Source organism: Alsobacter sp. KACC 23698, assembly GCF_045348435.1.
GTDB lineage: Bacteria > Pseudomonadota > Alphaproteobacteria > Rhizobiales > Beijerinckiaceae > Alsobacter.
Genome location: NZ_CP157484.1, coordinates 4,521,769 through 4,546,619 on the forward strand (window position 1 = coordinate 4,521,769; position 24,851 = coordinate 4,546,619).

The 24,851-nt window shown below is 69.9% G+C and carries 25 protein-coding genes; 9 read left to right on the forward strand and 16 right to left on the reverse strand.

The window, feature by feature from the left end:
* Positions 1 to 6: 6 nt before the first annotated feature.
* From ABEG18_RS21555 to ABEG18_RS21585, 7 genes are all read right to left on the reverse strand, one after another.
* The gene (locus ABEG18_RS21555; RefSeq protein WP_406855095.1) at positions 7 to 543 is read right to left on the reverse strand and encodes a disulfide bond formation protein B; all 537 of its coding nucleotides are present in this window, start codon (positions 541 to 543) and stop codon (positions 7 to 9) included.
* Positions 543 to 1,124, reverse strand: coding sequence for a YqaA family protein (locus ABEG18_RS21560; RefSeq protein WP_406855096.1), 582 nt, complete (start codon positions 1,122 to 1,124; stop codon positions 543 to 545). Before ABEG18_RS21560 ends, ABEG18_RS21555 begins: the two co-directional genes overlap by 1 nt.
* A 140-nt stretch (positions 1,125 to 1,264) precedes the next feature.
* A complete protein-coding gene (locus tag ABEG18_RS21565; RefSeq protein WP_406855097.1) occupies positions 1,265 to 2,335 on the reverse strand; it encodes a DUF4167 domain-containing protein in 1,071 nt (356 codons plus the stop codon).
* Between the two features lie 482 nt (positions 2,336 to 2,817).
* Complete coding sequence (prmC, locus tag ABEG18_RS21570; protein ID WP_406855098.1) at positions 2,818 to 3,750, reverse strand: peptide chain release factor N(5)-glutamine methyltransferase; 933 nt, start codon at positions 3,748 to 3,750, stop codon at positions 2,818 to 2,820.
* Between the two features lie 3 nt (positions 3,751 to 3,753).
* Positions 3,754 to 4,830 (reverse strand): peptide chain release factor 1, encoded by a 1,077-nt coding sequence (prfA, locus tag ABEG18_RS21575; RefSeq protein WP_406855099.1) that lies wholly within the window; start codon positions 4,828 to 4,830, stop codon positions 3,754 to 3,756.
* Positions 4,831 to 4,875: 45 nt separating this feature from the next.
* Positions 4,876 to 7,143 carry a phosphoenolpyruvate--protein phosphotransferase gene (gene ptsP / locus ABEG18_RS21580; protein WP_406855100.1) on the reverse strand — a complete coding sequence of 756 codons (2,268 nt, stop codon included), beginning with the start codon at positions 7,141 to 7,143 and terminating at the stop codon, positions 4,876 to 4,878.
* A 163-nt stretch (positions 7,144 to 7,306) separates the two neighbouring features.
* Positions 7,307 to 8,542: an aspartate kinase gene (locus tag ABEG18_RS21585; RefSeq protein WP_406855101.1), complete on the reverse strand. Its 1,236-nt coding sequence runs from the start codon at positions 8,540 to 8,542 to the stop codon at positions 7,307 to 7,309.
* 154 nt (positions 8,543 to 8,696) lie between these two features.
* On the opposite strand from ABEG18_RS21585, the gene ubiG reads away from it, so the two are divergent.
* On the forward strand, positions 8,697 to 9,470 hold the full coding sequence (ubiG, locus tag ABEG18_RS21590; RefSeq protein ID WP_406855102.1) for a bifunctional 2-polyprenyl-6-hydroxyphenol methylase/3-demethylubiquinol 3-O-methyltransferase UbiG: 774 nt from the start codon (positions 8,697 to 8,699) through the stop codon (positions 9,468 to 9,470).
* On the opposite strand, the gene ABEG18_RS21595 is transcribed toward ubiG, so the two are convergent.
* From ABEG18_RS21595 to ABEG18_RS21615, 5 genes are all read right to left on the reverse strand, one after another.
* Positions 9,410 to 11,197 (reverse strand): methyl-accepting chemotaxis protein, encoded by a 1,788-nt coding sequence (locus ABEG18_RS21595; RefSeq protein ID WP_406855103.1) that lies wholly within the window; start codon positions 11,195 to 11,197, stop codon positions 9,410 to 9,412. The genes ubiG and ABEG18_RS21595 overlap by 61 nt on opposite strands.
* 136 nt (positions 11,198 to 11,333) lie before the next feature.
* On the reverse strand, positions 11,334 to 11,834 hold the full coding sequence (locus ABEG18_RS21600; RefSeq protein WP_406855104.1) for a DUF1178 family protein: 501 nt from the start codon (positions 11,832 to 11,834) through the stop codon (positions 11,334 to 11,336).
* 40 nt (positions 11,835 to 11,874) lie between these two features.
* Positions 11,875 to 12,747, reverse strand: coding sequence for a carbon-nitrogen hydrolase family protein (locus ABEG18_RS21605; protein ID WP_406855105.1), 873 nt, complete (start codon positions 12,745 to 12,747; stop codon positions 11,875 to 11,877).
* A 36-nt stretch (positions 12,748 to 12,783) separates the two neighbouring features.
* Positions 12,784 to 13,041: a glutaredoxin 3 gene (gene grxC / locus ABEG18_RS21610; RefSeq protein ID WP_406855106.1), complete on the reverse strand. Its 258-nt coding sequence runs from the start codon at positions 13,039 to 13,041 to the stop codon at positions 12,784 to 12,786.
* A 99-nt stretch (positions 13,042 to 13,140) separates the two neighbouring features.
* Positions 13,141 to 13,866, reverse strand: a complete 726-nt coding sequence (locus tag ABEG18_RS21615) for a ComF family protein (RefSeq protein ID WP_406858674.1) — start codon at positions 13,864 to 13,866, stop codon at positions 13,141 to 13,143.
* 184 nt (positions 13,867 to 14,050) lie between these two features.
* Between ABEG18_RS21615 and ABEG18_RS21620 the strand changes: the two genes are divergently transcribed.
* On the forward strand, positions 14,051 to 14,959 hold the full coding sequence (locus ABEG18_RS21620) for a methyltransferase domain-containing protein (RefSeq protein WP_406855107.1): 909 nt from the start codon (positions 14,051 to 14,053) through the stop codon (positions 14,957 to 14,959).
* Positions 14,960 to 14,962: 3 nt separating this feature from the next.
* Here ABEG18_RS21620 and ABEG18_RS21625 read toward each other — a convergent pair whose 3' ends face one another.
* Both ABEG18_RS21625 and ABEG18_RS21630 read right to left on the reverse strand, forming a co-directional pair.
* A complete protein-coding gene (locus tag ABEG18_RS21625; protein WP_406855108.1) occupies positions 14,963 to 15,748 on the reverse strand; it encodes an HpcH/HpaI aldolase family protein in 786 nt (261 codons plus the stop codon).
* A gap of 106 nt (positions 15,749 to 15,854) precedes the next feature.
* Positions 15,855 to 16,178 carry a DUF1476 domain-containing protein gene (locus ABEG18_RS21630; protein WP_406855109.1) on the reverse strand — a complete coding sequence of 108 codons (324 nt, stop codon included), beginning with the start codon at positions 16,176 to 16,178 and terminating at the stop codon, positions 15,855 to 15,857.
* 326 nt (positions 16,179 to 16,504) lie between these two features.
* Here ABEG18_RS21630 and purC point away from each other — a divergent pair, with 326 nt between their 5' ends.
* A complete protein-coding gene (purC, locus tag ABEG18_RS21635; protein ID WP_406855110.1) occupies positions 16,505 to 17,299 on the forward strand; it encodes a phosphoribosylaminoimidazolesuccinocarboxamide synthase in 795 nt (264 codons plus the stop codon).
* A 56-nt stretch (positions 17,300 to 17,355) separates the two neighbouring features.
* On the opposite strand, the gene ABEG18_RS21640 is transcribed toward purC, so the two are convergent.
* On the reverse strand, positions 17,356 to 17,754 hold the full coding sequence (locus ABEG18_RS21640) for a GFA family protein (protein ID WP_406855111.1): 399 nt from the start codon (positions 17,752 to 17,754) through the stop codon (positions 17,356 to 17,358).
* Between the two features lie 195 nt (positions 17,755 to 17,949).
* Here ABEG18_RS21640 and zapE point away from each other — a divergent pair, with 195 nt between their 5' ends.
* Entirely contained in the window at positions 17,950 to 19,125 is a 1,176-nt protein-coding gene (gene zapE, locus ABEG18_RS21645; RefSeq protein ID WP_406855112.1) for a cell division protein ZapE, read from the forward strand.
* Between the two features lie 10 nt (positions 19,126 to 19,135).
* Here zapE and ABEG18_RS21650 read toward each other — a convergent pair whose 3' ends face one another.
* Positions 19,136 to 20,425 (reverse strand): Nramp family divalent metal transporter, encoded by a 1,290-nt coding sequence (locus ABEG18_RS21650; RefSeq protein WP_406855113.1) that lies wholly within the window; start codon positions 20,423 to 20,425, stop codon positions 19,136 to 19,138.
* Between the two features lie 111 nt (positions 20,426 to 20,536).
* On the opposite strand from ABEG18_RS21650, the gene ABEG18_RS21655 reads away from it, so the two are divergent.
* The 5 genes from ABEG18_RS21655 to sucD all read left to right on the forward strand — a co-directional run bounded on the left by ABEG18_RS21655 (position 20,537) and on the right by sucD (position 24,804).
* The gene (locus ABEG18_RS21655; protein WP_406855114.1) at positions 20,537 to 21,151 is read left to right on the forward strand and encodes a TetR/AcrR family transcriptional regulator; all 615 of its coding nucleotides are present in this window, start codon (positions 20,537 to 20,539) and stop codon (positions 21,149 to 21,151) included.
* A gap of 292 nt (positions 21,152 to 21,443) precedes the next feature.
* On the forward strand, positions 21,444 to 22,406 hold the full coding sequence (gene mdh, locus ABEG18_RS21660; RefSeq protein ID WP_406855115.1) for a malate dehydrogenase: 963 nt from the start codon (positions 21,444 to 21,446) through the stop codon (positions 22,404 to 22,406).
* Positions 22,407 to 22,517: 111 nt separating this feature from the next.
* On the forward strand, positions 22,518 to 23,711 hold the full coding sequence (gene sucC, locus ABEG18_RS21665; RefSeq protein ID WP_406855116.1) for an ADP-forming succinate--CoA ligase subunit beta: 1,194 nt from the start codon (positions 22,518 to 22,520) through the stop codon (positions 23,709 to 23,711).
* A 2-nt stretch (positions 23,712 to 23,713) separates the two neighbouring features.
* Positions 23,714 to 23,920 (forward strand): 4-oxalocrotonate tautomerase family protein, encoded by a 207-nt coding sequence (locus ABEG18_RS21670; RefSeq protein ID WP_406855117.1) that lies wholly within the window; start codon positions 23,714 to 23,716, stop codon positions 23,918 to 23,920.
* The gene (gene sucD / locus ABEG18_RS21675) at positions 23,920 to 24,804 is read left to right on the forward strand and encodes a succinate--CoA ligase subunit alpha (RefSeq protein WP_406855118.1); all 885 of its coding nucleotides are present in this window, start codon (positions 23,920 to 23,922) and stop codon (positions 24,802 to 24,804) included. Before ABEG18_RS21670 ends, sucD begins: the two co-directional genes overlap by 1 nt.
* Positions 24,805 to 24,851 lie beyond the last annotated feature (47 nt).

The following is a 24,851-nucleotide window of genomic DNA, read 5'->3' on the forward strand; positions in this document are numbered from 1 at the left end:
GGCGCGTCAGCGCGCCCTGGTGCGCCAGGCGGCGTAGCCCGCCACGAGGGCCAGGCCGCCGGCGATGACGAAGTTCCAGGCCGCCAGCGACAGCCCGAAGATCCGCATCGCGACCTCGTCGCAGCGGATCACCTTGGTGGTCTGGAGCTGCTTGAGGAAATCGCCCATGGCAGCCGGCTTGGTCACCGGTCCGGTGCAGTCGCTCGGGCCGGCCCACAGGCCCCATTCGACGCCCGCGTGATAGCCGCCCAGCGCCGCGGCGACGAGGAACACCAGCGCCACGGAGGCGATCAGCGCCGCGGTCAGGAGATGGCGCGGACGCCGCGCCGCCGCCCAGGCGGCCACGACCGCCAGCGGGACGCCGGCGTAATAGGGGATGCGCTGCACGAGGCAGAGCTCGCAGGGCTTCACCCCCAGCACATGCTCGATGAACAGCGCGCCCCCGATGGTGGCGGCCCCGCCCAGGGCCACGGCGGCGATGAGGCGGGCCGGCGTGAGGCGGGCGCGCGACGGCGCGAGCGCGTCGGCGATGGGCGTCGTCATCACACCAGCCTCGCGGCGATCCAGAAGCCGAACACGATGAAGAACAGGATCGCCCCCATGAACACAGCGAAATGCCGCTCCAGCAGGGTGCGGATCGGATCGCCGAAGCGGTGCAGCAGGCCGGCCAGGATGAAGAACCGGGCCCCGCGGGTGATCAGCGACAACAGGACGAAGAGCGGGAAATTATAGGCCAGCAGGCCGCTCACGATGGTGACGAGCTTGTAGGGGATCGGCGTGAGCCCCTTGACCAGGATGAACAGCGCGCCCCACTTGGCGTAGGCGTCGCGCACCGCGTCCATCTTCGCCCCATAGCCGTAGAGGCCGATCAGCCACTGGCCGACCGTGTCGAACAGCAGCGCCCCGATGGCGTAGCCCAGGATCCCTCCCAGCACCGACATGACGGAGCAGATGGCCGCGTAGCGCCAGGCCATCTTGGGCCGGGCCAGCGACATCGGCACCAGGATCACGTCCGGCGGGATGGGGAAGAACGAGCTCTCGGCGAACGCGATCGCGCCCAGCGCCCATGTGGCGCGGGGACTTTCGGCGAGGGACAGCGTCCAGCGATAGAGGCCTTTGAACATGCCGTGGTGCCTAGCGGATGCGGGCCGCCCTGTCACCCCGCCGGCGGTTCGCGCCAGCGTCGCGCCAGGGGGCGCCACGAAAAAGGCCCGCCGGCTGGACCGGCAGGCCTGATGGTCAGACGGATCTCATCGCGCCGAGATCATTCGCCGGCGGGAGCGTCGGCCGGCGACGGCTCCTCGGTGCGCTTGGCGGCGCGGCGGCGGCGCGGGCGGACGGCGAACGCCGGGTCCTCGGCGCTGTCGACCGGCGCGGGCGCGGCCTCGGCCACATGCTGCGGGGCGTCGGCTTCGCTCGGCGCCACGGTCCTCACCGGAGCGGTGATGAAGGCCGGCAACGCCGTCCCGGCGGGCTCGGGCGCCTCGGGGGCGCGCTCGGCGCGCGCCTCGGGGCGACGCTCGCCGACCGGGCGGTCCTGACGCGGTCCACGGCGGGGGAAGCGGCTCTCGCGCGGCTCGCGGGCCTCACGGGGCGCCTCGGGCTGGAACTCGGGCTGCTCGCGGGTCTCGCGCGGCTGGAAGTCGCGCGGCTGCTCGCGGGGCTGGAACTCCCGCGGCTCGCGCTCGCGGAACTCGCGAGGCTGGCGCTGCTCGCGCGGCTGCTGGTCGCCCTGCTCGCGGTCGCGAGGCTGGAAGTCCCGCTGCTCGCGGGGTTCGCGGGGACGGAACTCCCGCTCGCCGCGCGGCTGGAACTCGCGCTGCTCGCGCGGCTGCCGCTGCTGGTAGTCGCCGCGCTGCTCGCGGGGCTGATAGTCGCGGTCGCGGTTATCCCGCTGCTCGCGCGGCTGGAACTGGCGCGGCTGGTAGTCGCCCTCGCCGTCCATCCCGCCCTGCGGGAACCGCACGTCCGGCTGCGGCCCGCCCGCATAGGGAGCGCCGTCCTCGTCGCCGTCGTCCTGGTCGGGATCGTTGATCTCGAAGGGGCGGTAATTCGGGTTCTGCTGCCGGAACTGCTCCTGCGCGGCTGCGATCAGGCGCAGATAGTGCTCCGCATGCTGCAGATAGCTCTCGGCCGTGACCGGATCGCCGGAGGCCTGCGCATCGCGACCGAGTTGCAGGTACTTCTCGGCGATGTGCTGCGCCGTGCCGCGGATTTTGACGTCCGGACCGTTGGACTCGTAGCTGCGAGACAGGGGGTTGGGACCCTTTCCGCCGCGGTTGCGTCCACGCATACGCTTGCTGTTGTTATTGTTGTTCTGATGATTGGGTCTCATCGAACGTCCTTCAAAGCTGTTCGTTGTCCATGCCGGACCGCCGCTGCGAGGCCGTGCCCATGCGGGTCGATGCACTTGCCAGAGGTCTGGGTTCAGTCGAGGCTTTCAAGCCCTTCCGTCCGCTGCTCGCGCGATACGTTGCACGCCACGCCGGTCGACCTTCTCGCCGCAGCTCGATCGCGTGCGGAAGAACGCCTCCAGTTCCGGAGCATGTCGTCGGCTCGATACCGATCCTTCGGGGATCAGGAACGAACTCCGGAGATCTTTCCCGTGGTGAACCTGCCGGTCTGTCCTCGAAGGGAGAGATCTCGACGGTGCTGGCCTGCGCTGCGCGCGGCGCTGCCCGACGACGTCATTGGTCGTCACCCTAGTCGCTTCGGCCTCCAAGACCAAGCGAATTCCTCATCTCATGTCTGTATGACCCGCGAGAAATCAAGGGCTGTGGCATCGATGCACAGGCGAAATGCATCCAGGACGTCGAATCAGGACGGTTCGGGGCTCCTGCGAACGATCACGGCGCGCGGCCTTGCGCCGAAATCCGCGAAGGGCCCCTCCACCGCGTAGCCGGCCTTCAGGAACAGGGCGGGAATGGATTCCGCCTGGTCCGAGCCGATCTCCAGCGCCAGCACGCCGTCCGGGGCGAGGATCCGCGGCAGCGCCTCGAGGATGGCCCGGTAGGCCTGCAGCCCGTCGGCGCCGCCCGACAGCGCCAGCCGGGGGTCGTGGTCGCGCACCTCCGGTTCGAGCCCCTCGATGACCGCGTCCGCGATATAGGGCGGATTGGAGACGACGAGGTCGAACCGGCCCTGCACCGCCGCGGCCCAGTCCGAGACGAGCATCTCGGCCCGGTCGCCGACGCCGTTGCGGGCGGCGTTGAAGCGCGCCGTCTCGACCGCGCCGGGGGCGACGTCCACCCCTACCCCGGTCGCGCCGGGCAGCTCGTGCAGCAAAGCCACGAGCAGGCACCCGGAGCCGACCCCGAGATCGAGGATGCGCAGGCCCTCGCTGGCGTGGCGGCGCTCCTTCAGGGCGATCAGCGCGGCGGCCACCACCGTCTCGCTGTCCGGGCGCGGCGTCAGCACGTCAGGCGCCAGCGTGAAGGGCAGGCTCCAGAACTCCCACTCGCCCAGGATGCGCGCCACCGGCTCGCGGGTCAGGCGGCGCGAGGCGAAGTCGCGCAGCTTCGCGGCGGCCGCCTCGCCCAGCGTGTCGCGCGGAGAGCGGATCAGGTCGGCGTGCTTGACGCCGGCGGCCTCCAGCGTGAGCAGCCGCGCGTCGCGCTGCGCCGTCTCGACGCCTGCCGCCCGGAAGGCCTCGCCGAGATGCTTGAGCGCCGCGAGCCGCGTCGTGTCGGGGCCGATCGCCCCGATGGGGTCCGGCGCAGCCGGGCTCTTTCCCGGGCCTGGATCGGTCATCGGTCAGCCCTCCTGCGAGGCCAGAAGCGCCGCCTGGTGCTCGGTGGTGAGCGCGTCGACCACCTCGTCCAGCGCCGTGCCGTCCATCACCTGCGGCAGCTTGTAGAGAGTGAGGTTGATGCGGTGGTCGGTGACCCGGCCCTGGGGGAAGTTGTAGGTGCGGATGCGCTCCGAGCGGTCGCCCGAGCCGACCTGCGAGCGCCGGTCGGCGGCGCGCTCGCTGTCGCGCTTCTGGCGCTCCATGTCGAAGACGCGGCTGCGCAGCAGGTCCATGGCCTTGGCCTTGTTGCGATGCTGCGAGCGCTCCTCCTGCATCATCACCACGATGCCGGTCGGCAGATGGGTGATCCGGATGGCGCTCTCGGTCTTGTTGACGTGCTGGCCGCCCGCGCCCTGCGCCCGCATGGTGTCGATCTGCAGGTCCTTGTCGTCGATGTGCACGTCGACGTCCTCGGCGATCGGCAGCACCGCCACGGTGGCGGCGGAGGTGTGGATGCGACCGCTGGTCTCGGTGTCGGGGACGCGCTGCACCCGGTGCACGCCGCTCTCGAATTTCAGCCGGGCGAACACGCCCTTGCCGTGCACCTCGGCCACGATCTCCTTGTAGCCGCCCATCGTGCCTTCGCTCTCGGAGAGGATCTCCACCTTCCAGCGCTTCATCTCGGCGTAACGCTGGTACATCCGGAAAAGGTCCCCGGCGAACAGGGCCGCCTCGTCGCCTCCCGTGCCGGCGCGCACCTCCAGGATGGCGCCGCGCTCGTCGGCCGCGTCCCGGGGCAGCAGCATCAGCCGCACCTGCCGCTCCAGCGCGTCCACGCGCTCGGCGACCTCGTCGCGCTCGGACCGGGCCAGCTCGCGCATCTCCGCGTCGATCGCCGGATCGGCCAGCATGGCGTCGACCCCGGCCAGCTCGGCCTGCGCCGCCTGGTAGTCGCGCAGCGCCGCGACCACGGGATCGAGCTCGGAAAGCTCCCGCGACAGGGCCACATAGGTCTCCGCGTCCGGCCCGGACGACAGCCGATCGGTGATGATCGCGTGTCGCGACTGGATGGCGTCGAGCTTCTGGAGCGGCAGCGTCATGGGATCTTTCGGAGGGCGAGGTGGGCGGCGGCGAAGGGACGCCGGCTACAACGCGATGTCGTGCTTCTTGGCGAAGGCGACGTAGTGGGGCCGCAGGGTGTCGGCCGCGGTGCGCTCCTCCAGGAGCGAACCCAGATGGTCCGTCAGCTCCTGCAGGTTGAGCGACAGCAACATGGCCTTCACGGGGCCGATGGAGGCCGGCGACATCGACAGCGACCGGTAGCCGAGCGACAGCAGCGCCATCGCCTCCAGCGGCCGGCCGCCGAGCTCGCCGCACAGCGTGACCGGAATGTCGTGCCGCGCGCCGGCGTCGGCCACGCATTTCAGCGCGCGCAGGCAGGCGGGGTGAAGCGGGTCGAAGCGGTCCGCCATCTGCGGGTTCTCGCGGTCCGCCGCGAACAGGAATTGCATGAGGTCGTTCGACCCGACCGAGAGGAAGTCCGCCTCGCGCGCGATCTCGTCGATCTGGAACAGCAGCGACGGAACCTCGACCATGACGCCGAGCTTCACCTCGGACGGCAGCTGGTGCCCGTGGCGCTCCAGATGGCCGATCTCCCGCTGCACGATGGCCTTGGCGCGGACGAACTCGTCCACGGTCGCCACCATGGGGAACATGATCTTCATCTCGCGCCCGCCGCCCGCCTTGAGCAGCGCGCGCACCTGGGCGCGCAGCAGGCCCGGCCGGTCCAGCCCGATGCGGATGGCCCGCCATCCCAGCGCAGGGTTCTCCTCCTCCATGGCCCGCATGTAGGGCAGGACCTTGTCGCCCCCGATGTCCAGCGTGCGGAACGTGACGGTCTTGCCCGGCACCGCATCCAGCACGGCCCGGTAGAGCGCGAGCTGCTCGGCCGTCGACGGCAGCCGCTCGGCCACCATGAATTGCAGCTCGGTGCGGAACAGCCCGATGCCGTCCGCGCCCGTCTCCTCGACATGCGGCAGGTCGACGACCAGGCCGGCGTTGAGGTGCAGGCCCACGCGCACGCCGTCCCGCGTGACGGCGGGCTGGTCGCGCAGCGCCCGGTACTGCTCCTGGCGGCGGGCGCGCAGCCGCGCCTTCTCGCGGAACGCGGCCTCGACGTCGGGCTGCGGCCGCAGATGCACCTGGCCGACTCCGCCATCGACGATCAGCGCGTCGCCCGTCTCCGCCAGTCCGGCGATGTTCTCCACATTGCCGACGGCCGGGATGCCCAGCGCGCGCGCCACGATGGCGATGTGGCTGGTGGGTCCGCCCTCCTCCAGCACGAGCCCGCGCAGGTGGCGGCGGTCATAGTCGAGCAGGGCGGCCGGCCCCATGGAGCGCGCCACCAGGATGGCGTTCTCCGGCAGGGCGGCCTGGCCGCCCACCATCTCGCGCCCGACGAGGCGGTGCAGCAGGCGGTTGGCGAGTTCGTCGAGATCGTGGAGCCGCTCGCGCAGATAGGGATCGGTCTGCCGCATCATCCGGGCGCGGTTGTCAGACTGGACCCGCTCCACGGCGGCTTCGGCCGTGAGGCCCGACGCGACCGCCTCGCGCAGGCGCCGGATCCAGCCCTGGTCATGGGCGAACATCCGGAAGGTCTCCAGCACCTCGCGGTGCTCGCCCCCATGCGCGACGTCGCCGCGGTCGATCAGGGCGTCGATGGAGGAGCGCAGGTCGGCCACCGCCTCGTCGAGGCGGCGCACCTCGCGGCCGGGATCGTCCGCGATCAGGTTGGAGACGACGACGCGCGGCTCGTGCAGCACCACATGGCCGAGCCCCACGCCGTCCGACAGCGGCTGGCCCGACAGGCTGAAGGGCCGCCGCAGCGCGATGTCCGCGCCGGGGCGCGCCAGCGTCTGGAACTCGGTCGAGGCGATGATCTCGGCCAGCACCATCGCGGTGGTCTGCAGCGCCTCCACCTCCTCCTCGGAGTAGAGGCGGTGCGCCCGGTTCTGCACCACCAGCACGCCCAGCGTGTTGCCGGCCCGCAGCACCGGCACGCCCAGGAAGGACTGGTAGATCTCCTCGCCCGTCTCCGGCTTGTAGGCGAAGGCCGGATGCGACTGCGCGTTGGGCAGGTTGAGGGGCTGCGCCTTCTGGGCGATCAGGCCGACCAGGCCTTCGCCGGCCGTCATGGTGGTGAGGTGTACGGCTTCGCGCTTCAGTCCCTCGGTGGCGTAGAGCTCGAGCGTGCCGTCGGCCCGCAGCACATAAAACGAGCAGACCTCCGCCACCATGTTGTTGGCGATCAGCACGACGATCTTGTCGAGACGCGCCTGCGCGCTGACGGGCTCCGCCATGACTTCGCGGAGGCGTCGCAGCAAAAGGCGCGGACCGCCGAGAGCGCCTCGCATCAGTATCCTCACCGTCTGGCCGTCCGCGGCGCAGCGCCTGCGCCACGAATCGGGGTCGGAACGGAACCTCCGTTCCCGAGACCATTACCCTACCATCAGGGCGTCATGCAAAGTCCACGCCGACGCCGGGCCCGCGCTTCGCCCCGGCCGCGACCTGCAGGGCTCAGGCCTTGTCGAGACCGTAGAGCGAATGCAGGGTCCTGACCGCGAGTTCCGTATAGGCGGCGTCGATCAGGATCGAGAACTTGATCTCCGAGGTCGTGATCGCCCGGATGTTGATGCCCTTTTCGGCCAGCGCCTTGAAGGCCTTGGCGGCGACGCCCGCGTGGCTGCGCATTCCCACGCCGATGGCCGACACCTTGACCACGTCCGTGGCGCCCTGGAGGGTCTGGTAGGCGATCTCCGACCGGCTCCTCTCCAGGATCGAGCGCGCCCGCTCGAAATCGGCGGTCGGCACCGTGAAGGTGATATCGGTGGTGGTGGTGTCGTCCGACACGACCTGGATGATCATGTCGACATTGATGTTGGCGTCGGCCAGCGGCACGAAGATCGCGGCCGCCACGCCGGGCTTGTCGGCCACGCGCCGGAGCGTGATCTGCGCCTCGTCCTTGGAGTACGCGATGCCCGTGACGATCTGCTGCTCCACGATCTCCTCCTCGTCGCAGATGAGAGTTCCCGCCTGCGGGTTGGCAGGGTCGTCGAATGACGAGCGCACGAAAGTGCGCACATTGTGAACCATGGCGAGCTCGACCGAGCGCACCTGCAGGACCTTGGCGCCCAGCGACGCCATCTCCAGCATCTCCTCGAAGGCCACCTTGTCGAGGCGGCGCGCCTTGGAGACGATGCGCGGATCGGTCGTGTAGACGCCGTCCACGTCGGTGTAGATGTCGCAGCGGTCGGCCTTGATGCCCGCCGCCAGCGCGACGGCGCTGGTGTCGGAGCCGCCGCGGCCGAGCGTCGTGATGCGGCCGGTCTCCTCGTGCACGCCCTGGAAGCCCGACACCACCGCGACCTCGCCGCGGGCGAAGCCTTCGTCCAGGCGCGCGCCGTCGAGGCCGGTGATCCGGGCCGAGCCATGCGCGTCCGAGGTCAGGATCGGGATCTGCCAGCCCTGCCAGGAGCGGGCCTTGAGGCCCAGATTCTGCAGCGCCAGCGCCACCAGGCCGGACGTGACCTGCTCGCCGGAGGCCACCACCACGTCGTATTCGCGGGTGTCGTAGAGGCTGCTGGCGTCCTTGCACCATCCGACGAGCTCGTTGGTCTTGCCCGACATGGCCGACACCACGACGGCGACCTGATGGCCGGCGTCGACCTCGCGCTTGACGTGCTGCGCGACATTCCTGATGCGTTCGATGTTGGCGACTGACGTGCCGCCGAACTTCATGACGAGACGGGCCATGCGGGTCTTCGCGTCCGGTGTCGGTGCGACAGCGGCGACGGCTTGCGCCGCGGCGACTGTCGTCGGAAAAGGGCGCACACTCATGACGGCGGCGCCTGGAGCTGTCAACGGCCCCGGACGGCCGCGGCGTGCATTGCACAGGACGGAGGACCCGATGAGCGCTGGCGCCGGAACGATCGACGAAGCCGAGGTGGCCCGCTTCGAGCGCATCGCCAGGACCTGGTGGGATCCGGACGGGGCGATGAAGACGCTGCACCGGTTCAACCCGGTCCGGCTCGAATATGTCCGCGACGCCGTCGCCCGCCATTGGGCGCGCGACGCGCAGGGCGGCCGGCCCCTGGAGGGACTCACGGTGCTCGACGTGGGCTGCGGCGGAGGCCTGCTGTGCGAGCCCCTCGCCCGCCTGGGCGCAAGCGTGACCGGGATCGACCCGGCCCCCACCAATGTCGAGGTCGCCCGGCTGCACGCCGAGAAGGTGGGGCTCGACGTGACCTACCGGCGGGCCGCCGTGGAGGACCTCGTGGCCGAGGGCGCGCGCTTCGACGTGGTGCTCGCCATGGAGGTCGTGGAGCACGTGTCCGACGTCGGGTTCTTCGTCGAGAGCTGCTGCGCCGCCGTGAAGCCGGGCGGGCTCCTCTTCATGGCGACGCTGAACCGGACCATGAAAGCCTTCGCGCTGGCCATCGTGGGCGCGGAATACGTGCTGGGCTGGCTGCCCAAGGGCACCCACCAGTGGGAGAAGTTCGTCACCCCGGAGGAGCTCGCCGCGGCGCTGCACGGCGCGGGCTTCAAGCTGCGCGACGAGGTCGGGGTGGTCTACAACCCCCTCGGCCGGACCTGGCGCACCTCGTCCGACATGTCGGTGAACTACATGGTCTGCGCCGGCCCCAAGGCCGTCCCCGGCGCGGCGCCGGCGTCCACCCCATAGGCGGTGCGGACATTGCCCCAGTGCCGGCCCTGGACGAAGATCGGGGCCGCGACCTCGCGCACGACGTCGCTCTGCGGATCGCCGAAATCCGACCGGTAGGAGTGGATCAGGCTGGGCCGCAGGTTGCGGGCGGCCGCCAGCCCCGGGCCGTCGGCGAGAAGGCGGCGGGCGAGCCCGCGGGCCTGCGGGGCGGAGCCCCGGGCCTCGACGCAGAATCCGTTGCGGTCCACCACGAGCGTGGCCAGAGGCCGCGGCCGCGCGGCGCAGTGCGCCTCGATGATCTCCCCGAGCGCCTCCTCGATGACGGGCAGGCACGCGATGCTGAACCGCGGCGGCTCGGCGCCCGGCACGGCCACGTAGCCGGTGTCAAACAGATCGGAGGCGGAGACCCAGCCTTCCAGGACGAGCACCTCGAAGCGCGCCGCCACCGCCCCGGCCAGCGCCGAGCTGCGCGTCAGCAGCGGAGCGTAGACCTCGTGCAGCTGCGAGAGCAGGTTGCGCAGCGCCGACCGCGACGCCTGGTCGGCCTGCAGGATGCGCAGCCCGAGGCCGTCGCGGCGCACCGATGCGACGCGCGCCTCGAAGCGTCCCAGGGACGGAACCTCGAGCGTCACCGTGCGGCCGACATCGTCGAGCGAGGCGTCGCCCGTATGCACGAAGGCGCCCTCGAGCGAGAGGTTGCCGGTCTGCACCGCCAGCACCCGCTCGCCGACATGCAGCCGGGCGGCCATCACCACCGGCAACCGGTCGGCGACGGTCTCCTGCGTGTCGGCCTGTCGGACCAGGATGGCGGCGTTCTCGCCCAGCCGCGTGATGGTGGCGGCGGTCTTCTCGGACGCGTGGTCCGCCTCGGCGGCCAGTTGGACCGCCTCGTCGCCGAGCTCGTCGATGAGCACCGCTTCGGCGTTCACCTCCTCGGCGAACTGGGCCGCGTCGGCCGCGCTTCGGCCGATGTCGGTCGTCGTGGCGACCTGGATGGAGACGGCGTCGACCACGGTCGCGAAGGACTCGCGCAGGTCGTTGATCGCCTGGCCCAGCGTGGCCACGTCGTCGATGGAGGTCAGCGCGCTGGCCCTCACCTTGTCGATCGTGGAGGCGATCCGGGTCGTGGCCTCCTGGGTGGCGATGGACAGCGCCTTCACCTCCGACGCCACCACGGCGAAGCCGCGCCCGGCGTCGCCGGCGCGCACGGCCTCGATGGTGGCGTTGAGCGCCAGGAGATTGGTCTGGCGCGCGATGGAGGCGATCAGGTTCACCACCTGGCCGATCTCGGCGACGGAGTCGCGCAGCTGCCCGACGCCTTCGCTGGCGCGACGGGCGCGGGCCTCCGCGGCGTCGACCGTCTCGCTCGACCTGCTGATCCGGGTGCCGATCGTGTGGCTGGCCGCCGCAAGGTCGCGCAGCGCGGCCGAGATGGCGCCCGAGCTGTTGCGGGCCACCTCGGCCATGCCGGCGAAGGTCTGCGCCTTGCCGCGCAGGCGCTCGACGAGCCCGAAGGCGTCGCGCAGGCGGCGGCGCAGCTCGATATTGGCGTCTCCGACCTCGCGCACGCTGCGGAACACGTCGGCCTGCGTCAGGCGGATGGTTTCGCTCCCGTCGCGGCCTTCGAGGAGATCCTGGATGCGGCCAACCGGCCGGCTGACGGCGTCCCCAGCGCCCTCAACCGCAATCGCCGCCGAAGGGGCGGTGTTTTGCGACTTTCGAAATAATTTGGGAAGAACAAGCATCTGTTCGGCGGCGCCCAATCCAGCAATGGACATATCTTGCCACTGAAAGGTTAAGCGTTATGAACGTCGATGCCCAAAAGATCAGCAATCTTTGGTAGAACTATCAAATCATAGATCAACCACGGGTTGCCAGTCGTCAATGGCGATCGTCCGATAACCAGGGGATCGCGACGGCGTCGATGCCCTCGTCCGCCAGAGCCTGCGCTTCCTCCGGGGTCGCTTGCCCGTAGATCGACCGGAAGGCGCTGGCGCCCTCGTGCATGCGTCGCGCCTCCGCGGCGAAGCCGCGGCCGACGTCCTCCGACGTGGCCCTGATCTGCTCGCGCACCGCCTTCACGAGCTCGCGGAAGGCGATGTCCCGCTCCGACAGGAGCGCCACCGGAGCGGGCGGCGCCTCGGCCGGCGGCCCGGGCGGAGCCGCGCCGGCGCCGGCCTCGCCCTCCGGCGAGTCGCGACGGACGATGTCGAGATCCGTCCGGGCCACGCGCGGCGCCATGATCTGCTTGGCCACCTTCGCGGACCCGCAGAACGGGCACGCCACCAGCCCGCGCTCCGCCTGCTCGTCGAAGGCGGCGCTGTCCCGGAACCAGGTCTCGAAGCTGTGTCCGGCCTCGCAGGAGAGGGCGTAACGGATCATCGCGTGGGGTTTTCAATCACGGGCGGACGCCTCGCCGATGTCAGGCGGACCTCGCGAGAGGCGCTTTCGCGACGGGGGCCTCGACATGGTCCAGGTCGAAGGTGCGGGTGTGTTGCAGGGTCGGGATGCGGCCGCGGGCGTCCGCCACAAGGGCCATGTCGATCTCCGCCATCACCACTCCCGGCTGGTCACCCGCCTCGGCGAGCACGCGGCCCCACGGGTCGACGATGATCGAGTGGCCGAAGGTCTCGCGTCCGTCCTCGTGCAGGCCGGCCTGCGCGGCGGAGATCATGAAGGACCCGGTCTCGATCGCCCGCGCCCGGTGCAGCACCACCCAGTGGGCCTCGCCGGTCTGCCGCGTGAAGCAGGCCGGGGCGCTGAGGATCTCCGCCCCCGCCTCCGCCAGCGCCCGGTAGAGATAAGCGAACCGGACGTCGTAGCAGATGGACAGGCCGAGGCGGCCGGCCGGCAGGTCGGCCACCACCGCGCAGTCGCCGCCCGTATAGGTCCGGCTCTCGCGCCAGCTCTCGCCGTTTGGCAGGTCGACGTCGAACAGGTGGATCTTGTCGTATCGCGCCTCGATCTCGCCGTCAGGCGTGATCAGGAAGGCCCTGTTGGCGACCTTTCCGTCGTCCCGCAGAATCGCCAGCGAGCCCGCATGGATGTGGACGCGCTTCTCGCGCGCCAGCGTCCGGAAGGCCTCCAGCATGGGATCCCGGTCTTCGGGCGAGATCGCGTCGAACAGGCCGGCGCGGTCGCGGTTGACCGTGTTCGACATCTCCGGGGTCTGCACATAGGCGGCGCCCGCCGTCGCGGCCTCGCGGATCAGGCCGACCGCCTGGTCGATATTGGCCTTGGGATCACGCCCGGACCGCATCTGGGCGCAGGCGGCGACGAAGGAGGAGCGGCTCATGGTTCGTCCTGTCGGGGGCTTTGGGGTGGAGTGGCGTCAGGCCGCCAACAATGGATCGAGCTTGCCCGCCCGGTCCAGCGCATAAAGATCGTCGCAGCCGCCCACGTGGCGCTCGCCGATGAAGATCTGCGGCACGGTCGTCCGCCCCTGAGCGCGCGACGCCATCTCGGCTTGCCCGGCGCGATCGGTGGTGACGTCAACCTCCTGGAACTCAACCCCCTTCCGCCGCAGGAGATCCTTGGCCGAATGGCAATAGGGGCAATAGGACTTGCTGTAGATCGTGACGGGCGGCATGGGAAGGCTCCGGCTTCTTGATCGTTCGCCCCGTCATATAGGCAAGCCGTCGCCGCCATCCAAGCGGCGGCGGAGGACGGGGGTCTGGCGTGGCGCGCGTCACGCCGGCCGGCAGACGCTGGCGAAGGTCAGCACATCGACCGCCGCAGCCCCGCCGCGCAGAAGCGCGCGCGACGCCACGTTGGCGGTGGACCCGGTCGTCATCACGTCGTCGACCAGCAGGACACGCCGCCCCCTCAGCCGAAGGGCGCCGGCCGGCGTGCACGCGAAAGCGCCCTGCAGGTTCTCGGCCCGCTCGTTGCGGGTGAGCCCGACCTGCGAGCGGGTCGGCCTGCGCCGCTCCAGGCAATCGAGCGCCAGCTCCCGGTCCGAGGCGCGGGCCACGACGGACGCCAGCGCGGCCGCCTGGTTCATCCGCCGCCGCCAGAGCCGTCCCCGGTGCAGCGGCGTCGGGACCACAAGGTCGGCCTCCGCCAGCACGTCGCGCCCGGCGCGGGCCATCCAGCGGCCCATCATGGGCGCAAGGTCCATCCGGTCGCCGTATTTCAACTTGTGGACGAGTTCGCGCCCGAGCCCGTCATAGCGCGCCACGGCCCGCGCCCGCTCGAACGCCGGCGGCGCGCTGATCGCGCCCGGGGACAAGAGCCCCTCCCCGAGGTCCACGGCGAAAGGCGTGCCCAGGCGTTCGCAATAGGGACGCTCGATCCAGGGCACGCTGCTCCAGCAGGCCGGGCACAGGGCGTGCGGCTGGTCGGTGGCGGCGCTGCACGCCGCGCAGGACGGGGGATAGACCAGGTCGACGGCCGCGCGCGCGCCGCGGCGCATGGCGCCGCCCAGCCAAGCGGCGGCCGCCCCGAGCGTGCGGGCCGGCGCAGCGGCGTCTTCGGAGGTCCAATCGCTCACGCGGCCAGACTAGCGCCCCAGGGCGCGGCGGCGCACCACACGTTTGACGGCGCCGGACGGCCGCCCCATAACCGGCGCTCGCAATCGCCCCGAACCGAGATCCTGCATGAGCGGCCCGCCCGTCCTGTTCGACCGCGATCTCGCCCGCCTCCGCCTGGCCCGGGCCGTGCGGGCCGCCGACGGCGACGAAGGCGCGGCCTTCCTGCTGCGGCGCGCCGCCGAGGACCTGGACGACCGCCTGGGCGCGGTGCTGCGGCGGTTCGAGGTCGGCGTCGACCTCGGCGGAGCGCTGCCGCTGGCCGCGGCCCACATGGCCGGGTCCGAGCAGGTCGGATCGGTGCTGCGGCTTGCGCCGCTGGACGAACCCCGCGACCCGCGCTGGGAGACCGTCGCGGCGCCCGACGAGAGCGTCCCGCTCGGGCCGGAAAGCGTCGACCTCGTGATTTCGCTGCTCTGGCTGCAGGGCGTCAACGACCTGCCGGGCATGCTCGTCCAGCTGCGGCGGGCGCTGCGGCCCGACGGCCTGTTCCTCGGCTGCATGGCGGGCGGAGCGACGCTGACCGAGCTGCGCCAGTGCCTCACCGAGGCGGAGAGCGAGGTCGAGGGCGGGGCCAGCCCGCGGGTGTTCCCGTTCGCGGACGTGCGCGACCTCGGCGCGCTGCTGCAGCGGGCGGGGTTCGCGCTGCCGGTGACCGATGCCGACGCCGTGGTGGTGCGCTACGCCGATCCGCTGGCGCTGATGCGCGACCTGCGCGCCATGGGGGCGACGAACACGCTCGTGGCGCGGCGGCGCACGCCCCTGCGCCGGGCCACGCTCATCCGCGCGCTGGAGATCTACGCCGAGCGCTTCTCTGACCCGGACGGCCGCGTCCGGGCGACCTTCGAGCTGGTCTGGCTGTCCGGCTGGGCGCCGCATGACAGCCAGCAAAAGCCGCTGCGCCCAGGCTCCGCCAGGATGCGGCTGGCCGAGGCGCTGGGCGTGCCGGAGCAGCCCGCCGGCGACAAGCCGGGCTGATCCTCAGCCCTTGCACGCCTCGATGAAGGCCTTCGCGCCGGCGCGAAGCTGCATGACGTCCGTGCCGAGCGCCAGGAAGTCGTACCCCATCGCGATCACGTCCTTGCCCTTGGCCCCCGTGGTCACGAAGGTGCAGGCGGCCTTGCCGTGGGCGCGGCAGCGCTCGGCGACATGCCTGAGGGCGTCGTCGACCTCCGCCGACATCGGGTTCACCGAGGCGCCGTTGGCGAGCGCGATCGACAGGTCGGACGGGCCGACCAGCACGCCGTCGATGCCGTCGACCGCCAGAATGTCGTCGAGGGCGGCGAGCGCCTCGCGGGTCTCCACCATGGCGATCGTCGCCGTGAGGCCGTTGGCCTGCGCGAGATACTCCGACAGCGTCAGCCCGCACACGTTCAGGGCGATGGCCGGCCCCCAGCTACGCTCGCCGACTGGCGGATATTTGGTGAAGGAGACGAGCGCTTTGGCGTCGGCGGCCGAGTTGACCATGGGGGCGATGACGCCCGCAGCGCCAGCGTCGAGGACGCGCGAGGCCGTCGCGAACTGCCCCACCGGGATGCGGACCACGGCCGGCTTGCCGGCCAGCGCGATCTGGGCCACGCCCTGCACGGCCGACGCGATGTCGACGAAGCCGTGCTGCATGTCCAGCACCACCGCGTCGAAGGCCTCATTGGCGACGATTCCGGCCACGAGCGGATCGGGGAGGCCCACCCAGCCCGTGATCAGACCGGCCCCGGTGCCCTTGCCCAGCCGCTGCGACAGCGACGCGAATGATGGATTGAGCGGCATGCGTTTCCCCTTTGGCCGGTCAGAGCCGGACTGCGGGAAACACTAGGGGCAAGGACGCCGCACCGGCAACCCGGCGGAGCGGCAGCCCTGCCCTGCGCGAGCGCCGTCAGCGCCCGTCCTGGATCTGCTGGACCGCCTTGGCGAAGAACTCGCTCATCGCGGTGCGGACCTGCGTCTCGGTGACGGACGCGCCGGCCGCCGAGAGGTCGCCATGCACCTTGCGGAACACGTCCTCGTCGCCGACCTCCTCGAAGTCCGACTTCATGACCTCGCGCGCGTAGGCTTCGGCGTCGGGACCGGACTTTCCGAGCTTCTCGGCGGCCCACAGGCCCAGCAGCTTGTTGCGGCGGGCGTTCGCCTTGAAGCGAAGCTCCTCGTCATGAACGAATTTCTGCTCGAAGCCCTGCTCGCGCTTGTCGAACGTCGTCATGGTTCCCTCTCTGGCGATGCGAAGCCGTTGTTTCCAGCCCCGATATAGCTATGCGCCACGCCCGGCGCCAGCCGCCCCGGGGCCTCGACTTGCGCCATCGGCCCCGCGGGGCCATATACAGCACCGAACCGCGGACAGCCGCGATCCTGGGAACCCTTTGGAACCCATAGGATCTCGGCCTTGAAGCATTGCAGGCCCTGTCATTGTGCTGGCGCCCCCGATCGGCTAGTTTGCGGGCGCGGGCACGAGGCGGGTCCGCCTGAACCCGACCTTGCTCGCCCGCACTCAGTCGCGGACGTTCTCCCAGGGGAGCCACGGCCGTATCCATGGATTTTCTCAAGACACGGTACACGCCGATGAACCGCCGCCGTCGGATCTACGAAGGCAAGGCCAAGGTCCTCTATGAGGGCCCGGAGCCGGGAACGTTGATCCAGCACTTCAAGGACGATGCGACCGCCTTCAATGCGAAGAAGCACGAGGTGATCGACGGCAAAGGTGTGCTCAACAACCGCATCTCCGAGTACATCTTCCAGCACCTGAACGATATCGGCGTGCCGACCCACTTCATCCGCCGGCTGAACATGCGCGAGCAGCTCATCCGCGAGGTGGAGATCATCCCGCTCGAGATCGTCGTTCGCAACGTGGCGGCGGGCTCGCTGGCGACGCGTCTCGGCATCGAGGAGGGCACGCAGCTGCCCCGCTCGATCATCGAGTTCTATTATAAGAACGACGCGCTCAACGACCCGATGGTGTCGGAAGAGCACATCACGGCGTTCGGCTGGGCGACCCCGCAGGAGATCGACGACATCATGGCGTTGGCCATCCGGGTCAACGACTTCCTGTCCGGTCTCTTCCTGGGCGTCGGCATCCGCCTCGTCGACTTTAAGATGGAATGCGGCCGCCTCTGGGAAGGCGACCTCATGCGCATCGTGGTGGCCGACGAGATCTCGCCCGACAGCTGCCGCCTGTGGGACATCAAGTCCAACGACAAGCTGGACAAGGACCGCTTCCGCCGCGACCTCGGCGGCCTCGTCGAGGCCTACACCGAGGTGGCGCGCCGGCTCGGCATCATCACCGAGAACGAGCGCGTGACGACCGGCGGACCCAAGCTCGTCCAGTAACGAGCCGGTCTGTCCCGACGATCCGAAAAAGGCCGCCCTCGCCGGGGCGGCCTTTTTCATGCCGGGGGCTCGAAGCGGCTCGTCGGGTCGCGGTCGCGCTCGTAGCGCCGGGCCAGCGGAAAGGCCGGCAGCCAGGCCTCGCGCCGGATGGTCCAGCTCTCATAGGTCGGCGTCAGCTGGTCGGGGGCGTCCAGCGACCCCAGATTCACCTCGACCTCGTCGCCGCTGCGCGCGAAGACCGGCGAACCGCAGCGCGGACAGAAGAACCGCCCGGCGTAGTCGCGCGTCTCGCCCGCGATCGTCACCGCGTCCTGCGGAAAGATCGCCGAGGCGTGAAACAGCGCCCCGTGGTGCTTGCGGCAGTCCATGCAGTGGCACAGGCCGACCCGATAGGGCTGGCCGGTGGCCACGATCCTGACGTCGCCGCACCGGCACCCGCCTGTCCACCGCTCCATGGCGCGTCTCCTCGTCATCCTGCGTCCGGGCCAGCCCGTTTCGCGCATTGTTCTACGACTTTCGGCGCAGGGGAACGCACAGAACCCGCGTTCGGGTCCGTTTGCGGCCCGCGGCCGCGTTGCGGGCCGGCGCGGCAACCGGTAAGCCTGCGCGCACCACCCGCCCGCCAAGCCCCTCCCCGGAGCGCTCCCCTCGTGTCAGCCGCACTCGCCGATCGCTATCAGGCGCTCGTCTCTGCGGGCGCGATCGATCCCGATCCCGCCCAGCGGGCCGTGGCCGCGAAGCTCGACGCGCTCGCGGCGTCCCTGGCCGACCGGCATCTCGCCCGCAAGAGCAGCGCGCTGGGCTGGCTCTTCGGCAAGAGCGCGGCGGCGGCGCCCATTCGCGGGCTCTACATCTGGGGATCGGTCGGCCGCGGCAAGACCATGCTGATGGACATGTTCCTGGAGGCCGCGCCGATCGCCCGCAAGCGGCGCGCCCATTTCCTCTCCTTCATGGCCGACGTGCACGAGCGGGTGCACGCCTTCCGCCAGCAGGTGAAGCGGGGCGCGGTGAAGGACGCCGACCCGATCCCCCCGGTCGCGGCCTCGATCGCGGCCGAGGCCTCGCTGCTCTGCTTCGACGAGTTCACCGTCACCGACATCGCCGACGCCATGATTCTCGGGCGGCTCTTCACGGCGCTCTTCGCCGAGGGCGTGACCGTGGTGGCGACGTCCAATGTCGAGCCGGACCGCCTCTATGAGGGGGGCCTGAACCGGGCGCTGTTCCTGCCCTTCATCGAGCTCCTGAAGGAGCGCATGGAGGTGGTGCGCCTCGACGCGCGCACCGACTACCGGTTGGAGAAGCTGGCCGGCGCCGACGTCTGGCGCACGCCCGCCGACGCGGACGCCCGCGAGCATCTCGACCAGGCCTTCCGCCGGCTCACCGGCGGGGTCCGGGGCGCCCCCATGACGCTGACCGTCAAGGGCCACGACGTCTTCGTGCCGGCGGCCGCGCAGGGCGTCGCCCGCTTCGGCTTCGCCGATCTCTGCGACAAGCCGCTGGGCGGCTCGGACTACCTGGCGGTGGCGAACCGCTTCCACACCGTCATCCTCGACGACATCCCGGTGATGGGGCCCGAGCACCGCAACCAGGCCAAGCGCTTCATCACCCTGATCGACGCGCTCTACGACAACACCGTCAAGCTGGTCGCCAGCGCGCAGGCGGAGGCCCAGAGCCTCTACACCGCCACCGAGGGCCGCGAGGCGTTCGAGTTCGACCGCACCGTGTCGCGCCTGATCGAGATGCGCTCGCAGGACTATCTCGCCGCCCCGAAGGGCCGTCGCGACTCCGCCGCCTCGGGCGACACGACCGGACTGGTCGAGACCTGAGCGGGACCGCTCAGGCCATCGCCCAGGTCGCCAGCATGGCGACGACGACCAGCGCCATCACGCCCGTGGCGGCCCAGCCGCCGATGCGCAGGACCGGCCCGGCGGCGACCGGGCCCATGACCTTGCGGCTCGACACGAGGCGCATCATCACGGCCATGACCGGCACCGCCACCACGCCGTTGATGACGGCGGTCCAGAACAGCATCTTGATCGGATCGAGCGGCGACAGGCCGATCAGCGCCCCGATGATGGTCGAGCCAGCCACGATGGAGTAGAAGCCGCGCGCCTCCAGCGGCTTCAGCTCCAGCGAGGACCGCCAGTCAAAGGCCTCGGCCACCGCATAGGCGGCGGATCCGGCCAGGACCGGAACGGCCAGGAGCCCGGTGCCCAGGATGCCCAGGGCGAAAAGGAAGAAGGTGAGCGGACCGGCGAGCGGCCGCAGGGCCTCGGCCGCCTGGGCCGACGTCTCGATGTTGGTGATCCCCTGCTGGTGGAGGGTGGCCGCTGTCGTCAGCATGATGCAGGCGGCGATCGAGATCGAGAATCCCATGCCCAGCGCCGTGTCGACGCCGATGCGCTTCAGGACGGGCTTGATGTGGCCGTGATAGTCCCGCAGGGCGCGGACATGGCCATCGAGCTTCATGTCCTCGACCTCCTCGGCCGCCTGCCAGAAGAACACATAGGGGCTGATGGTGGTGCCGAAGACGGCCACCACGGTGACGATGTAGTCGGCGTTCCAGGTCAGCTGCGGGAGGAGCGCGCCGAGCGCCGCCTGCTCCCACGGGATGTGCACGGTCAGCACGGTCCCGACATAGAAGAACAGGACGATCGTCAGCCCCTTCAGGATGGGCGCATAGCGGCGATAGGGAACCAGCACCTCCAGCACGACGCAGAAGGCGCCGAGCAGCACCGCATAGAGGGCCGGGTGGCCTCCGACCACCAGCGACGTCGCGGCCCCCATGGCGGCGAGGTCGGCCGCGATGTTGATGGTGTTGGCCGCCAGCACCAGGACGACGATCCACACCATGGCCCAGCGGGGGAAGGCCGTCCGCATGTTGGCCACGATGCCCTCGCCGGTCGCCCGAGCGATCCGGGCGCTCACGACCTGGATGGCCACCATGAACGGATAGGTGAGGACGACCGTCCAGAGCAGGCCGAACCCGAACTGCGCGCCGGCCTGCGAGTAGGTGGCGACGCCCGACGGATCGTCGTCCGCGGCCCCCGCCACGAGCCCCGGCCCGAGCAGCCGGAGGATCGTCCGCTTCGGAACCCGCGTGCGCGCTCTGGTGTGTATGGACACGGCGACCCGCCAGGTTGGAGGCGTCGACCCTAGGAGGGGCGCCCGGAATGGTCAATGACGCGCCCCGCGCGCCGCGCTATGCCTTCCAGGACCCAGCCGTCCGGACCCGCCGTGCCTCCAGCCCCCGTTTCGCCGACCGACAGCACCGACGCCCGCATCCTGGCGATCGCGGCCGAGCATGTGCGACGCTACGGCATGGCGCGCACCACCGTGACGTCCATCGCCCGCGACGCCGGGATGACGCACGCCAACGTGTATCGCTACTACCGCTCCAAGTCGGCGCTGGCCGACGCCGTGACGGCGTCCTGGCTGCGGCCCATCGAGGCCCTGCTGGCCGAAACCGCCGACGCGCCCGACCCGGCCGACGACAAGCTGGAGCGCATGATCCTCGGCCTCGCGGCGGCCCACCGCGACAAGCTGGAAGCCGACCCCAACCTGTTCGACCTCTATGTGGACGCCTTCGAGGAGATGCGCGGCGTGGCCCGCAAGCACCGGGCGAGGGTCCGCACCCTGATCGACCGGGTGGTCGAGGAGGGCGTCGGCTCCGGCCTGTTCCACGTGCGCCGGCGCGACCGCGCCGTCACCCTGCTGCTCGACGTGGTGTTCCGCTTCGTCCATCCCGTCCCCGTGCGGATGGACCGCGAAACGCCGCGCAAGCTCCTCGACGAGCGCCTCGCCGCCGCCCTGAGGGTGGCCCTGCGCGGCCTGGCGGCGGGAATTCTCTAGGCTGGCGGCCCAAAAAACCTGTTACGATTGACAAATTCTGTCTTTTGTCACTGCCATTTCTTTAGGCGAAGGCGTCGGGATTGAATGCTAGCGCCACGGCCCAAGTCATTGCTGGACAACGAAAAAAGCCCCGCGCTCTTCATTGTTGATCTTGATCCCAAGGCGGGAATTTCAACCTGCGTCGGTCTTTAGGTTGACTTGATGCCGCCATGCGATGGGGCTATGCCACCTGCCGTCCCGGGCGGACATGGCCTGCCGCGGGACGGCTGCTTGTTCAAGGAACCCTCGACTCATGGCGCGCAAGAAGATCGCTCTGATCGGCTCTGGGCAGATCGGCGGAACCCTCGCCCATCTCGCCGGCCTGAAGGAACTCGGAGACGTCGTTCTCTTCGACATCGCGGAAGGCGTTCCCCAGGGCAAAGGCCTCGACATCGCCGAATCCTCCCCGGTCGACGGCTTCGACGCCAAGTACACGGGCGCCAATTCCTATGAGGCGATCGCCGGCGCCGACGTCGTGATCGTCACGGCCGGCGTGCCGCGCAAGCCCGGCATGAGCCGCGACGACCTCCTGGGCATCAACCTCAAGGTCATGTCGCAGGTCGGCGAGGGCCTGAAGCAGTACGCCCCCGACGCTTTCGTGATCTGCATCACCAACCCGCTCGACGCCATGGTGTGGGCGCTGCAGAAGGCCTCCGGCCTGCCGAAAAACAAGGTCGTCGGCATGGCCGGCGTGCTCGACTCGGCCCGCTTCCGCTACTTCCTGGCCGAGGAGCTCGGCGTGTCCGTCAAGGATGTGCACGCCATGACGCTGGGCGGCCACGGCGACGACATGGTGCCGCTGATCCGCTACTCGACCGTCGGCGGCGTGCCGCTGCCCGACCTGGTCAAGATGGGCTGGCTCACGCAGGACAAGCTCGACAGCATCGTCAAGCGCACCCGCGGCGGCGGCGGCGAGATCGTCGCCTTGCTGAAGACCGGTTCGGCCTTCTACGCCCCGGCCGCCTCCGCGATCGCGATGGCGGAGAGCTACCTGCGCGACCAGAAGCGCGTGCTGCCCTGCGCGGCCTATCTCGACGGCCAGTACGGCGTCTCCGACATGTATGTCGGCGTGCCGGTGCTGATCGGCGAGAACGGCGTCGAGAAGATCGTCGAGATCGCCTTCGACGCGACCGAGAAGGAGATGTTCTCCAAGTCCGTCGCGGCCGTGAAGGGCCTCGTCGACGCCTGCAAGCAGATCAATCCCGCTTTTGCGTGAGTGAAGTCGTGAGGTCGTAAGCTCGTGAGGTCGTGAGATCGGGTAGCCGGTCTCACGCGCCTCTTTCGCCGACCTCACGATCTCACGACCTCACGACCTCACGAGGACCCCATGAACATCCACGAATACCAGGCCAAGGCGGTGCTGAAGGAGTTCGGCGTTCCGGTCTCCAATGGCCGCCCCGTCTTCAAGGTCGAGGAGGCCGAGGCTGCCGCCAAGGATCTCGGGGGCCCGCTCTGGGTCGTGAAGTCCCAGATCCACGCCGGCGGGCGCGGCAAGGGCAAGTTCAAGGAAGCCGAGGCGGGCGAGAAGGGCGGCGTGCGCCTCTCCCGTTCGATCGACGAGGTGAAGCAGAACGTCCGCGAGATGCTGGGCAAGACGCTGGTCACCATCCAGACGGGCCCGGCCGGCAAGCAGGTCAACCGCCTCTACATCGAGGACGGCTCCGACATCGACAAGGAGTTCTACCTGTCGATGCTGGTGGACCGCGCCAGCTCGCGCATCTCCTTCGTGGTCTCCACGGAGGGCGGCATGGACATCGAGGAGGTGGCGCACTCCACCCCCGAGAAGATCGTCAGCTTCTCGGTCGACCCCGCCACCGGGGTGATGCCGCATCACGGCCGCCGCGTCGCCAAGGCGCTGGGCCTGACCGGCGACCTCGCCAAGCAGGCCGAGAGCCTCGTCTCCAAACTCTATGCGGCCTTCGTGGCCAAGGACATGGAGATGCTGGAGATCAACCCGCTGATCGTCGGCAAGGACGGGAACCTCAAGGCGCTCGACGCCAAGATCTCGTTCGACGGCAACGCCATGTACCGCCACCCGGACGTCTTCGCGCTGCGCGACGAGACCGAGGAGGACGCCAAGGAGATCGAGGCCTCCAAGTACGACCTCAACTACATCACGCTGGACGGCACGATCGGCTGCATGGTCAACGGCGCCGGGCTGGCGATGGCCACCATGGACATCATCAAGCTTTACGGCGAGAGCCCGGCGAACTTCCTGGACGTCGGCGGCGGCGCCACCAAGGAGAAGGTCACGGCGGCGTTCAAGATCATCACCGCCGACCCGAACGTGCAGGGCATCCTGATCAACATCTTCGGCGGCATCATGCGTTGCGACGTCATCGCCGAGGGCGTGATCGCGGCCGTGAAGGAAGTCGGCCTCAAGGTGCCGCTGGTGGTGCGCCTGGAGGGCACCAATGTCGAGCTCGGCAAGGACATCATCGCCAAGTCGGGCCTCAACGTGATCTCCGCCGACGACCTCGACGACGCCGCGCAGAAGATCGTCAAGGCCGTGAAGGGCTGACCATGCCCTTCGTGAACCTGAAGACCACGACGACCAACCTGACCCGGGAGACGAAGGCCCAGGTCGTGCGCGAGTTCAGCGAAACCCTCGTGCGCGTCCTGGGAAAGAAGCCGGAGAGCATCCATATCGTCATCGACGTCGTCGAGGACGAGAACTGGGGCCACGCCGGATCGCTCGTCGCCGACACCCGAAATCTTGCGAGGGACTGATGTCCGTTCTCATCGACGCCAACACGAAGGTCATCACCCAGGGATTCACGGGCAAGAACGGCACTTTTCATTCCGAGCAGGCGATCGCCTACGGGACGAAGATGGTCGGCGGCACCTCCCCCGGAAAAGGCGGCTCCACCCATCTCGGCCTGCCCGTCTTCGACACGGTGGCGGAAGCGCGCGAGAAGACCGGCGCCGACGCCTCGGTGATCTATGTCCCGCCGGCCGGTGCGGCGGACGCCATCTGCGAGGCGATCGCGGCGGAGATCCCGCTGATTGTCGCCATCACGGAGGGCATCCCGGTGCTCGACATGGTGAAGGTGAAGCGCGCCCTGCAGGGCTCGCAGTCCAGGCTCGTGGGCCCGAACTGCCCCGGCGTGATGACGGCCGGCGAATGCAAGATCGGCATCATGCCGGGCAACATCTTCAAGAAGGGCAATGTCGGCATCGTGTCGCGCTCCGGTACGCTCACCTATGAGGCGGTGTTCCAGACGACCCGCGAGGGGCTGGGCCAGACCACCGCGGTGGGCATCGGCGGCGACCCCGTGAAGGGCTCCGAGTTCATCGAGATCCTGGAGATGTTCCTGGCCGACCCGAAGACCGAGTCGATCATCATGATCGGCGAGATCGGCGGCTCGGCCGAGGAGGACGCGGCGCAGTTCATCGCCGACGAGGCGAAGCGCGGCCGCAAGAAGCCGATGGTGGGCTTCATCGCCGGCCGCACGGCTCCTCCCGGGCGCCGCATGGGCCATGCGGGCGCGATCATCTCGGGCGGCAAGGGCGGCGCCGAGGACAAGATCGCCGCGATGGAAGCCGCCGGCATCCGTGTGTCCCCGTCGCCCGCAAGGCTCGGCAAGACGCTCGTGGAAGTGCTGAAGGGCTGAGCCGAACCCTTCTCCCCGAAACGGGGAGAAGGTGGCCGAGCGCAGCG